At 34.3% G+C, this 13113-nt stretch carries 11 protein-coding genes; 9 read left to right on the top strand and 2 right to left on the bottom strand.

Features of this window, described 5'->3' with window-relative positions:
- Positions 1–684: 684 nt before the first annotated feature.
- Genes ABRY23_11480 through ABRY23_11495 form a run of 4 tightly spaced genes read left to right on the top strand, consistent with a single transcriptional unit; the run spans position 685 to position 4816 of the window.
- Positions 685–1368 carry a PAS domain-containing sensor histidine kinase gene (locus tag ABRY23_11480; protein ID MFA3783673.1) on the top strand — a complete coding sequence of 228 codons (684 nt, stop codon included), beginning with the start codon at positions 685–687 and terminating at the stop codon, positions 1366–1368.
- Positions 1352–2728, top strand: a complete 1377-nt coding sequence (locus tag ABRY23_11485) for a sigma-54-dependent transcriptional regulator (protein MFA3783674.1) — start codon at positions 1352–1354, stop codon at positions 2726–2728. The genes ABRY23_11480 and ABRY23_11485 overlap by 17 nt, the downstream gene beginning before the upstream one ends.
- Before the next feature lie 51 nt (positions 2729–2779).
- Positions 2780–3727 carry a hypothetical protein gene (locus ABRY23_11490; GenBank protein MFA3783675.1) on the top strand — a complete coding sequence of 316 codons (948 nt, stop codon included), beginning with the start codon at positions 2780–2782 and terminating at the stop codon, positions 3725–3727.
- A 54-nt stretch (positions 3728–3781) separates the two neighbouring features.
- Entirely contained in the window at positions 3782–4816 is a 1035-nt protein-coding gene (locus ABRY23_11495) for a hypothetical protein (protein MFA3783676.1), read from the top strand.
- Between the two features lie 448 nt (positions 4817–5264).
- Here ABRY23_11495 and alr read toward each other — a convergent pair whose 3' ends face one another.
- Positions 5265–6416, bottom strand: coding sequence for an alanine racemase (gene alr, locus ABRY23_11500; protein ID MFA3783677.1), 1152 nt, complete (start codon positions 6414–6416; stop codon positions 5265–5267).
- Positions 6417–6606: 190 nt separating this feature from the next.
- On the opposite strand from alr, the gene ABRY23_11505 reads away from it, so the two are divergent.
- The 4 genes from ABRY23_11505 to ABRY23_11520 all read left to right on the top strand — a co-directional run bounded on the left by ABRY23_11505 (position 6607) and on the right by ABRY23_11520 (position 11325).
- Positions 6607–7218, top strand: a complete 612-nt coding sequence (locus tag ABRY23_11505) for a hypothetical protein (protein ID MFA3783678.1) — start codon at positions 6607–6609, stop codon at positions 7216–7218.
- An 18-nt stretch (positions 7219–7236) separates the two neighbouring features.
- Positions 7237–7890, top strand: coding sequence for an RluA family pseudouridine synthase (locus ABRY23_11510; GenBank protein ID MFA3783679.1), 654 nt, complete (start codon positions 7237–7239; stop codon positions 7888–7890).
- 98 nt (positions 7891–7988) lie between these two features.
- A complete protein-coding gene (locus tag ABRY23_11515; GenBank protein ID MFA3783680.1) occupies positions 7989–9182 on the top strand; it encodes a PP2C family protein-serine/threonine phosphatase in 1194 nt (397 codons plus the stop codon).
- Between the two features lie 46 nt (positions 9183–9228).
- A complete protein-coding gene (locus ABRY23_11520) occupies positions 9229–11325 on the top strand; it encodes a chloride channel protein (GenBank protein MFA3783681.1) in 2097 nt (698 codons plus the stop codon).
- Between the two features lie 95 nt (positions 11326–11420).
- Here the strand turns inward: ABRY23_11520 and ABRY23_11525 are convergent, their stop codons facing one another.
- Positions 11421–12485, bottom strand: coding sequence for a glycosyltransferase family 2 protein (locus ABRY23_11525; GenBank protein MFA3783682.1), 1065 nt, complete (start codon positions 12483–12485; stop codon positions 11421–11423).
- Between the two features lie 130 nt (positions 12486–12615).
- Between ABRY23_11525 and ABRY23_11530 the strand changes: the two genes are divergently transcribed.
- The gene (locus ABRY23_11530) at positions 12616–12957 is read left to right on the top strand and encodes a hypothetical protein (protein MFA3783683.1); all 342 of its coding nucleotides are present in this window, start codon (positions 12616–12618) and stop codon (positions 12955–12957) included.
- The last annotated feature ends 156 nt before the right edge of the window (positions 12958–13113 follow it).

Below are 13113 nucleotides of genomic sequence, written 5' to 3' on the forward strand. Positions count from 1 at the left end.
CTTTTTTTAATTTGATTTATGCAACTAAAATTTTAGAACTTTTTTAACTGTACAAAAAACCTTACAAATAGATTCAGAACTTACAACTGACCCCACAATTTTATTCGACCAAAATTTTGTACGGAATTTTTTAGTTGGATATGAAACGATATAATCTTTTTAAAAATAAACACATTTCCAGTTTTTTAGCCTAATCAGAAATCTGATACCCCATCAAAAATTCTATAATCGGAATCCTTCTGAAATAATTCTGAGTAGCCAACAAAAAATTTTAGGCTGCATTTTTGTGATAAAAATCTAACCTTTTTGTGAAACCATCTTTACGTTAGTTGAAAGTCTGTCTGGTACAATTCTTGCTTTTATATCATTTTTATGTGACCTACCAGGCGAAGCTGTGCCTGATCAGGCAATAAAAATAAAATGAAAAAATGAGAAAGAATTTTGCATTTATCTTTTTTATGGTGTTTCTGCTTATGCTTGCGTTTTTGCTGCTTACTTTTACATAATGTGCCCCGGAATTAACCGAACCGTCGGTTGGAAACGTTAGAGCATTATCAAAAGCTGAAGAAGATGTTGTTTCATCTTCTGCCGGTTTTGGATTGAATCTCATTAAGGATATTTCGATATAAAATCACTTCAAGGAATGAAAGGTGAATTTGAAGCACTGCTTCTGCAATGGAGAAAATGAAAAACGACTTAGCTAAACATCAAAATGAAAAAGAAAAAATGCTTGCTCAAATCGCACATGAAATCAGAAATCCTCTTGGCGGAATTGAACTTCTTGCCGGATTGACAAAAGAAGATTTGCAAAAAAGCGGAATGAATACCGAATATATCGAAAAGATAATTTGCGAGATTGGCAGTCTCAAAAAATTAATTACCTCCTTTCTTGAATACGGAAAACCGATACCTGCAAATCCTGAGTTTTGTAATGTTGAAGCTATAACTGATGAAGTGCTTGCCGGCTTAGCCGATCAAATGAAAATAAAAAACATTACCGTAGAAAAGAAATTAAGTAGGAGAACAATTTATTTCGATAAAAGACATTTAAAACAAATTCTTATGAACATTATTGCAAACAGCATTGAATCAATGAATAAAAGCGGAAAAATTAATATTGAATCGCACACTGACAAAAATAAATGGAAAATATTAATCTCGGACGACGGTCCTGGAATACCTCCCGAAAATATTTCATCCGTTTTCGAGCCGTTCTTTACAACAAAGAAAAACGGCACCGGCCTGGGATTGGCTGTCTGCAAAAAATTATGTTCGGAAAACAAAGCACAAATTATTGTTGAAAATAGAATGAACGGCGGGGCTTTATTTACAATCAGTGGAGTAATAGAAAATGGCAGAATTGATTAACCGTGTACTAGTTGTTGAAGATAACGAAACAATGAGGCTCGGATTGGTTGAAAGTTTGAAGCGCGGCGGATATAATGTTGCTGCTTTCGACAACGGACCCGATGCAGTAAAACATTTTCATGCTAATAAAGAACCTGCTGCAGTAGTAGATCTTAAAATGGAACCGATGGATGGCGTTCAAATCCTTGAAGAGATAAAAAAGATAAATCCGAAAACTGAAGTAATTATGATTTCCGCGTACGGCTCCATAGAAATAGCAGTAAAAGCTATGCAGCTCGGCGCATTTGACTTTTTAACAAAACCGTTTTCACCCGAGGAGTTAAGACTACGTGTAAAAAGAGTTTTTGAAAAAATTGCCGATGAGCAAAAAATTGAAAGCTTAATCGAACAAAATAAAATTTTATCAGAAGAACTGAAAACGGGTTACGGTGAAATGATTGGAACTTCGGAGTCAATGAAACAAATTTTTTCTTTAATTGAACAGATTGCCGATAAACAAAGCGCAGTTTTAATTCAAGGCGAAAGCGGTACAGGAAAAGAATTGGTTGCGCGTGCAATTCATGAAAAAAGCAAGCGCTCGCAAAATCCGTTTATAAAAATCAACTGCGGGGCGTTAAACGATAACCTGCTCGAAAGTGAACTGTTTGGACATGAGCGCGGTGCTTTTACCGGCGCAGTAAAAAGCAAAAAAGGAAGATTTGAACTTGCCGATAAAGGCACTTTGTTCCTGGATGAAATAGGCGATATTTCTCAGGTAATGCAGGTTAAACTTCTGCGTGTTTTGCAGGAAGGAGAATTCGAGAGAGTAGGCGGCGAAGAAACTTTGAGCACCGATGTTAGAATTATCTGCGCAACCAACCGTGACCTTCAAAAATTAATGATGGAAGGAAAATTTAGAGAAGATCTTTATTATAGACTAAGCGTTATCCCAATAAATCTTCCGCCGCTTCGCGAACGCAAAGATGATGTCGTCGTGCTTACTGAACATTTCCTTAAGAAGGTCGCCCTCAAAAATTGTATTCCGGCAAAGAAAATCAACAATGAAGGAATCAAACTTTTGATGGAGTATCCCTGGCCTGGCAATATCCGCGAACTAGAAAATTTGATTGAACGTCTTTCAGTAATTTCCGCCGGAAAAGAAATTGATGCTGCATTAATAGCCTCTCACCTCGGCAAAGCTGTAAATGCTGCCAACGGGTACGATAATCTTTCACTTGAGGATGCGGTGCATGTTTTCGAAAAAAATTTGATTGTTGAAGCAATGAAAAAAGCCGGCGGAGTTAAAAACCGAGCGGCAAAAATTCTAGGCATAAACACGAGCGTGCTTTATTATAAACTGGAAAAATACGGACTGCTGTAAAAAAGACACAGATTACACGAAGTTCACGGATAAAAAGAAAAGGCAAATAAAATGCTAACACGATTAAGGAAATTGATTTACTTTACAATTTTTCTCTGTTTCATTACATCGTTAATAACAACATACGGCCAAAGTCTTTCTTTACTCGAGAATAAATTACAGGAATTAAATCAACGATATTTCCGTGAATCGGCTGTATTGGATTCACTCAAAATTATACTCGATAACCGCGCCAAACAGATTGATGCGGAAAAAAAGAAATCAGATTACGACGAAAGCAATATTAAAAAATTGATGTCTGCTTCAATTACAATTTCTAATAAAATTGATGATCAGCAAAAAAAAGTAAACAGCATAGTAAACGAAATTGAAAAAACAAAAACCGAACTTGAGAAAAAATATACTGCTGTAATTGATTCCTTGTCCGAACTCGAAAGATCAGGAAAGTACAAAGGTGATAAAGATGAACTGAAGGCGCACATACTTAACTTAACAGAGAAAAAAATATTAACCGCACCGAAAATTTATTCGCTTTCTTTTAATCCGACAAAAATTTTAGCGTTAGATCCAACAACGGCGAAAACCGAAGAGGAAAAGAAGATTTACAACGAATATCTGAAGGAAGCATTGGAAGAAGTTAATTCCAAATTAAAACAGGTAAAAAGTCTGCACGAAGAAATAAGCAGTATGATTTCATTGCAGAAGAAAACAAAAAAGTTTTTGGAGGAGGCTGAATTTGGCTTGAATATCGACAGAACAGCACTTTCGCTGCGGGGGCAGAGAACCAACGGGGCGGCAGAAGCAATGTCACCCGGCTCCAATGACAAAACTTATGCAGAAAATGCTCACAATATTGCCTCGCAGATTCAAACGTATATTTATATTCTTAAACAGCTTGATTTTGATGTCCGTTCAAACGATGCAGCTAAATTTACTTTTGATTCTTCCGGAAAAAAATATTTCCATGCAGGAATATTCCGAACTGTTAGGAGAAGTTGAAAAACGCCTTGCCGATTATCAAATTGTACTTACAAACAAAATCGGCAATCGTAAATGAATGACCCATTTTACCGGTTCACAATTATTACATTCTCTCTTGCACTCATAATATCATCAAACATAGCGGCACAATTTACAGTTCGGGGAAATCTGGAATCCGGAGTTTACAAGTCGACGGGAGATTTTCTTCCGAAGGAGAGCGACTTGCTTTTTGCAGCTGAAGGAAAACTCGGCTACAAACTTAACAAAGAAAATACCGAAGCTTTTTTTGAATTGAGAACACGACCGGAATGGTATGGTTTAACTAAAGAATTGTTCTCTTTTAAATTACGTTTGAACGGCGAGCTTGTCCGCCGCGAGAAAAATTTTGACTGGGGTGTAAATATAACAAGACACTTGAATCGAATTGCCGGCGGCAGTGTTGATATTGACTATGATATTTTTGCCGTTCAGAGTAATGCTAATTTTTACTGGATTGAAAACATGCCGTTCTCTGTGGCGATTGGTTATGCATATCAAAATATTGCCTCTTCATTACCTCTGAATCATGACTTCATTTTTTTAGAGGGAAAGTTGAACGCTATTTTTAGTCCTTTTTTTAGAGCCGGTTACGGACTCTACATTGAAAAATTTTTTGTTGAAGGGGAAACAATAGTTAACGACAGCAAGATAAATGAAACAACCACAGGTTACAGAACAGGCCCAGAACTCGAATTAAATTACCTGAAAGATTTTGTTGTTAACGGTCAATACAGACTTCTGTTTCTTTTTTCGGACGAGTCACAATTTACCACTTACGAACACTGGTTCAGATTGGTAGCAGGCAAAATATTGTTTAAAAAGATGTCGGCTTTTTTATTAGTCGATTATTTTTGGCGCAGCATAAAAAATGCAGAAAGTCCCGGGGAAATAAATGTTCTTTATTCACCATTCAATCTTGAAAATAATATTAGTTTTAAGATCGGCTACGAACCTTCGGATAAATTCGAGCTTTACTTAAAAAGCAGCTACTTTCGCAATGACCTTGTTTACAAAGATTACACATTTGAAGGATGGAATTTTTTGATTGGGATGGGGATATCGCGTTAGGATACTTAAAGAGTTCCGGAATTCCCAATATTAAATTGCCAGCTGTCAATTTAACGTTGCTCATTGGGAAATCTTTCTACTGAATCGAATTATATAAATATCTCAATTCATTCAATCAAAAAGAACAAATAAAATTTTGAAAGAATATAATAGAAAATCGTTTTCATTAGTATTTACGAGTGAAGATATCGACATATCTGAATACATTATATATACTTTACGTCCAGTATTGATTTAAAAAAGCTTAGAGAATATAGTTATGCCAAATATTTTTTACATACTCCGATGGAATTTTAATTTTTTCCTCTCTCAGCGGTACTCCGTGTGAACTCAGTGGCTCTCCGTGTAATTAAAAATCGTGTAAACAATTTTCCGCAAATGGTTAACAAAGAACTTAAGGTTAAGCAAATGTAGCCAGTTTATAATGTGACGGAGCAAAGCTGTCCAATTATTCAACATAAACTCTCGGCACGCGAGTATTTATGCTGGTTAGAATTTCATAAGGGATTGTTCCAGCCCATTCAGCAAGTTCTTCAGCCGTAATCGAATTTTTTCCATCGCTTCCAATTAAAATAACTTCGTCGCCGTTGTATGCACTATCGTTTTCAATATTAACTACAATCTGATCCATCGAAATTGTTCCAATTACAGGGTAACGTTTCCCATTCAACAAGACTTCTGCTTTACCGCTCATACTTCTCATATAGCCGTCACCATAACCTACAGGCACAGTAACAGATCGGACATCATGGTTAGCTTGCCAAGTAGAACCGTAACCCACCGGATGACCTGCCCTTATAACCTTAAAATAAACTACATTTGATTTCCATGTTAATGCAGGTCTAACTTCAATTGTTTTTTTAACATTAGCAGAAGGATAAACTCCATACAACATAATTCCTGGACGAACCATATCAAGATTTGCATCTGGCAGTTGAAGTATAGCACCAGAATTTGAAAAGTGCCTTATTGGCTTTTTTAATGAATGCTTTTCAAAGAATCTAAGAACTTCTAGAAACCTTTCAAGTTGTAATTTAGCATGTGTTAAATCAGTTGACTCCGAATTTGCGAAATGTGAAAAGATCCCTTCCACCTCAATGTTTTTACATTTTAGTGAAACCTCGAGAAAATTTTCAGCATTGTAATAATGAACACCAATTCTCTCTAACCCAGTGTCTATTTTTAAATGAACTTTTGCTTTAGTTTTCATTTGCGCAGCGGTTTCGTCAATCTGTCTTAATTTCTCAATTGAATGAGCTGTAATTGTTAAATTATGTTTTAAGAACAGAGGGACTTGATTGCCTAAAATTCCGCCCAAAATTAAAATTGGCATTTTAATTCCAATTTGACGCAAGAGAATTCCTTCTTCAAGAACGGCAACGCCAAGATAATCAGCATTTAATTCTTCCATTAACTGTGCAACACGAATTAAGCCGTGACCATAAGCATTGGCCTTTAATATTGGCATTACTTTAGCTGGTGAGACATGTTTTTTTATTCTACTGAAATTTTCAGCGAGGGCTTTTAAATCAATTTCAAGATGAGTTGGACGAATGATCTCATCAACACTAATAATAGGATGATTTACAAAATTGTTCATGATTATACTTTCAAAATCTTTTGGTGAAAAATAATGCTTATATTTGATAATAGGGAGAATCAAAAATATCTTTGTTATATCGAGTTAAACGTCAATGGGTACTGCAGTAGTTCTTCACGTTGAAATTTTATTTGATAAATAAACTAAAAAAAAATTTTTCTGTAGCAGTAAAAACTAAAGTAAGAAGAAGATGATAGAAATTGTTGGTTACTTAGCTTCAGTTCTTGTTGCAATTTCTTTAATGATGAGCTCTATCCTAAAATTGAGGATAATTAATTTAATTGGCGCTATTACTTTTACAATATATGGATTTATAATTAATGCCTTTCCTGTTGCTGCCGTAAATTTTTTTATATCGATTGTCGACATATACTATCTTTGGGAAATATTCTCGCGTAAAGAATATTTCAAGGTTTTGAAAGTAGAAGCAGATGCTGAATACCTAAAAAACTTTCTTACTTTTTACGAAAACGACATTAAAAAATATATTCCTTCTTTCAAGTTTTACGAGACAAAAGAAAACATTGCTTTTTTTGTATTGCGGAATATGATTCCTGCAGGATTGGTTATCGCAAGAAAAATTTCTAATGACACAATTTTAGTTGATTTAGATTACGTTATTCCCGGTTATAGAGATTTTAAAATAGGTAAGTTTGTCTACACTAAAATTTTTAGTGATATGAATGTAAAAGAAATTGTTTCCCTTCCTGGCAACAAAACTCACATAAAATACCTTAAGCGAATGGGCTTTAGTAAGAAAGTTATTGATGGTAAAACAATTTATGCGCTAACGATACACTAACATCATTTAAAAATATTTATGATGGCTAATGAAATTGAGCTCGAAATTTTATTCGAAGATGAGAACATAGTAGCAATTAATAAACCGATTGGAATTTCTTCGGCTCACGAAAACAAAAAATCAAATGTATCACTTCTTGAACTTGCACAAAAAAAATTAAATCAGAAGTTATTTGTAGTACACCGGTTAGATAAAGAAGTAAGCGGGGTTATTTTATTTGCAAAAAATAAAAAAACACACAAGGAATTAAACAAATTGTTTAGTTCAAGAAAAATAATTAAAAGCTACCTCGCTGTTGTTCATGGAATAGTCGAAAAAGACAGCGGAATAATTGAAATGCCCATCAAAAAATTTGCTTCTGGCAGAATGGGAATTGATAGCCAAAAGGGAAAACCAAGTAAAACCGTATATCATGTTATTAAGCGCTTCAAAGATGCAACGCTTTTAAGTGTTATACCACATACAGGAAGAAGACATCAATTAAGAGTTCATTTTTATGGAATTAACCATCCTATAGTTGGCGATTTAAAATACGGTGATAAAAAAGTACAAATGAATTTCCCTCGTTTAATGCTCCATGCCTCAAAGATTGAATTTATTCTTAACTCAAAACATTATATAATTGCTGCGGCTACGCCAAAGAATTTCACAGACACGAATTTCACTAATTAACACTAAAACCTTTAATCGATTTCTTTAGTATAATTCATGCTGTTTTCTCATCTTTAACGTCAATCTTTTGTAAATTAGTGTAACAACTTTGTTGAAATATGATAGAACCGAAAACATTTTATAGGAAATTAGACTCTTTACTAAGTAAAATTTGGCTTGACAAATCAGACAGCGATTTCATTTTCCGCATAGTCAAAGAGTTAGAATTAACATTTGGAGAGGATTTAGGTATTGGGGATGGTAGAGTCTACGAAGAAAGGGAGAACGATTATTTTTTAATTTGGTCTTCCTCAAGCACTCATAAAATAGCACAAAAAATACCATCGGATTCAGAAGCATTGAACGCTTTACTTCAATCAAAGACTTATATTTTTGATAATCCATCTTTAACCATAGATAAAAATATAAATGAGCAAGGAGAATATAAAATTCCAGCTGCAATAACAGTCAGAAGTCCAGAGCATAGATGGATTATTGTTTTCGAACTAAGAAGTAACTGGATAAGAGAAGAAATTGAGTTGTGTTTGAATGCAGTTAGAACGTACATAAATTATAGAATTGATACTGAAGCTATTAAATCAGAAAAACAACAAGCTGCACATATACAACAGAGTCTTTTACCTTCACAGGCTCCCGAAGTTAAAGATTTCAAAATTGCTGGTTTCTCTCAGCCAGCTGAAATTGTAGGCGGTGATTTATTCGATTTTTATAATTTTGATGATGAAGTTTTAGGAGTATGCATCGGCGATGCTAGTGGACATGGCTTATCTGCAGCTTTACTAGTTAGAGATGTTGTTACAGGCTTAAGGATGGGACTTGAGAAACATATGAAGATGGCATACACTTTTAAAAAGCTTAACAAAGTAATTTATCGAAGTGTTTATTCAACTAATTTTATTTCACTTTTTTATGCAGAAATAGAAAAAAATGGAAACATTCTATTTGTAAATGCTGGTCATCCTGCGCCGCTTCTATTCTCTGAGAATAAAATTAGTGAACTTAACTCTACCGGCTTGGTTTTGGGCGCTTTACCAGAAATTGAACTACACAGAGGGTATGCACACATGAATCCAAACGATTTACTTGTTTTGTTTACTGATGGAATAATTGAAAGAAAAAACTCCAAATCAAGCAATTTTGGAATAGAAGGGATAAAAGATGTTATACTAAAAAACAAGAACGAACGCCCACAAAAGATTATCGAGGCTGTTTTTAATACTGCAAAATCCTTTGGCAACAATAAAAAATGGGAAGATGACGCAACTGTGGTTGTGATAAAAAAAGAAGTTTAGTTGAACAATAATTTATCTTTTAAATAATTATCTTTATTCGATGGTAATGGACTTAAAAAAACTTACCAAGCTATTAAGGAAACCTTACCTAATTTCGAAGAGGTGGCTTCAAAAAAGAATTGATAAAATTACGCTGCCAGACTATACTGTTTTTTCAATATTTGCAATAATAACTGGAATAGTAGTAGGCTTTGCAGCCGTATTTTTTCATGATTCCATAACTTTTTTCAATAAAGTATTCTTTAATCAAACAACAAGCGGTTTATTCTTTTTAGGCACTGCGGCTGTAGTTGCAATACCGGCTCTCGGCATGCTCATTCAAGCAATAATGATAATTCTTTCACCTAATGTAGCTCGACATAAAGGAGTGTCAGAAGTAATAAAGGCCGTAGCAATTAGAGGGGGACACATACCTCTTCGAACAACCATTTTTCATTTTATAGCGCCTGTAATTAGCATTGGTTCAGGAAATACCGTAGGACCCGAAGGACCAGCAGCTCAGATTGGGGGTGGATTAGCCAGCAAGCTCGCAAGTTTATTTAAACTTTCTGATTCAAGAAAAAGAATATTCACAGCAGCAGGTGCAGGTGCGGCTATAGCCGCTATTTTTAATACACCAATGGGAGGCATCTTTTTTGCCTTAGAAGTAGTTCTGCTTAATGATTTTCAAACAGCAACTTTTTCAGCTCTAATTCTTTCCTCGGTTACTGCAAGTACAATTTCAAGAATATTCCTCGGCAATAAATCTGTCTTTAATTTTGTCAGTCCATCTATTGGCAGTTACCAAAATCTGTATCTTTACGCAATACTTGGAATTTTGGCCGGCTTAATTTCATTAGCCTTTATTCGCTATTCTGATATGCTTGATAAGTTTATTAGAAAAAAACTAATAAAAATATTTCCACAATGGATATTAATGACTTTTGTCGGTTTATTAATGGGAATCTCAGGATATTTTTATAAAGACATTTTTGGAATAGGCTACATTGGAATTAACCATATACTTGCTCAATTACTCACTTGGAAAGTTGTTCTTGTTTTACTTGTCCTGAAGTTCATCTTAGTACCTCTCATTTTAAATACTGGTGGATTTGGCGGAACATTTGCACCATCTTTATTTATGGGGGCTTGTGTTGGTTACTTATTTGCACTTGCACTAAATTATTTTTGGGGATTTGGAGTTGATACAACAGCATTTATTTTAGTAGGCATGGGGGCTATTCTTGGCGGAGCGAACTCTATCCCTATCTCTGCAATTCTGATAATATTTGAAATGACAAAAGACTATTCCTTTATCATTCCGCTAATGATAGCAGTTGTAGCAAGCACAATGATTGTTCAAATCTCACTTAAAGGCTCGGTTCATGTTAAACATCTTGAGGACCAAGGCTATAGGCTTGCCATTGGAAGGCAACATAGTATTCTGCGAAACAAACATGTGAATGAACTAATGAGAAAAGATGTTGTCCTAATTCCTGAAAATACACCTCTTTCAAGTATTGTAGTTAAATTAATGAACTTACCTCATAGCACTTTTTACGTGGTAGATAACAAAGATAATATTGTAGGAATAATTACAGAAACAGAACTAAGGCCAATTATAACCGAATATGAACACATTAGAGAAGTATTAGTTGCACGTGATATAGCAAATTCAAATTTTGTTACTGTTTACGAAACTGATAACCTTGACCATGTAATGAAAATTTTTGAGAGCAAGGATATTGATGAATTACCCGTTGTTTCGTCATCAAACCCTACTAAAATAATAGGAACAATTTGGCGCCAGGATGTAATTGCTGCATACAACAAAGAAAGCTTGAAATACAATGTTGCTGACAGTTTTGCGAGTGAATTGCGTTCCATTGATAAAATAGGCATATCCAAAGTTGCTGATGGTTATTCAATAATTGAGAAAAAAGTAAATCACAATTTCGTAGGTAAAACACTTGCTCAATTAAAATTAAGAAATAATTATGGCCTGGAAGTACTAATGATAAAACATTCTCCTTCTGCTTTTGATTCAATTGAAGAGCAGCCAGAATTAATAGTTCCAGACCCAAACTATGTAATTAAAGATGATGATGTGCTTGTGCTCTTTGGAGCAGATGACAAAATAGCTAAGACAAATGATTGGAAGTAAATAATTAAGAGTTCATGCAACAAAATAAATGTTTTTTATGGGTTTGTTATTGCTTGTCTTACCTGAGGGGCAGATTTTTTAGCAAAAGTTTTGGTTCACTTTTTTTCTTTTATTACATATTCTTTGTCACTCTGTGAGTTATGCACCATTATCTCTCCTAAAAGTCCAACAGCAAAAAACTGAACACCAACAATAATTAACAACATTCCAAGAAATAATAGAGGACGGTTGTAAAGCGGTTTTCCAGAAATCCACTCATAACTCAAATATGCGTTGATTATAACGCCCAAAACGAAAGATAAAAATCCAAAAAAACCAAATAAGTGCATTGGACGTTTTATATATCTAGTGATAAATATTACTGTAATTAAGTCCACAAATCCTTTGAAAAATCTCGATATGCCAAATTTAGTTTTCCCATAACGACGCGGGTGATGTTTGACGACAATTTCTGTAACTGAAAATCCTTTCCAGTTTGCAAGTACGGGTATATATCTGTGTAACTCTCCATAAACATTTATACTTTGTACTACCTGTCGACGATAAGCTTTTAATCCGCAATTAAAGTCATGTATTTTTATACCTGTAAGCAGACGCGTAACAAAATTAAAAAAACGAGAAGAATATTTTTTAACGAAAGGGTCAAATCTTTTTTTCTTCCAGCCAGAAACCATATCAAAACCCTCTTCAAGTTTTGAAAGGAGGTTAGGTATTTCGTTTGGGTCATCCTGCAAATCCGCATCCATAGTAATGACTGCATCGCCTGTAACATACTTAAAACCTATTTGCAGAGCTGCAGATTTCCCATAGTTCTTTCTAAAACTTATATACCTTATATGATTATCGGTCTTACTTAAGGATTTAATATGCTCTAATGACTTATCATTACTGCCGTCGTCTACAAAGATAACTTCGTAATCGGATGAAATATTTTTTAATACTTTTTTAATTTCTTGATACAATGGAAAAATCGACTCCTCTTCATCAAAAAGAGGTATTACAATAGAGACTTTTTTAAAAGAAACTTGCTTTATTGATCTTTGTTCTAACTCACTTGGTATTTGTTTTGGACGTCTTTTATGATAATAAAAACGTCTTACGGGCTTTTTTATCTGCGAACCTTGCGAAGTGTGACTCTGAGGTTTATTGTTCTGTTCCAAAAAAAAATCCTGTTTATATATAACTTAACCAAAATTAAAAGAATGCTCACCTAAAATCAATTTGGTCAGTTGATTATTATTTGAAACTTGATTTTCGTTTAATTAGATTAATAAAAAAATAATAAAGATTATGGGTGCAATTGTTTTTTGGGGATTAGTTAGAGTTGCCTTGCTTATGCCTGCTTTATGGATTTTGTATTCAGTGATAGATCCTAAGTATTGGTGGACTCTACTAATTCTGTCGGTTTATGGAATTATAATTCATCCTGCTGTTATTCAGTACAATCTTTTTATGGAAAAAAACAAAGAAATAATTACAGGTACACTTTGTTCTTCCTGCCGCTATTTTGATAAATCCGCAGTTCTCTGCCTTAAACATGATGAACACCCCACAACTAATTATTTACCTTGCGATGGTATTGACTGGGAAATGAAACAAAATGATTGGGAAGAAACTGAATCTTATCTGTGAGTCAAGGTCAAGGTAAAAAGATAAAAGTAAAAAGATAAAAGTAAAAAGATAAAAGTAAAGAGGGTGTAAGAGTAATGCGCACTGCATTAAAAGTCGTGCACATTTGACCTTCTCAAAAAACTATTTGCTTTTGTGCAGGTAGATTCTTCCGTCTTA

Source organism: Melioribacteraceae bacterium 4301-Me, from assembly GCA_041538185.1.
Lineage (GTDB): Bacteria > Bacteroidota > Ignavibacteria > Ignavibacteriales > Melioribacteraceae > Pyranulibacter > Pyranulibacter aquaticus.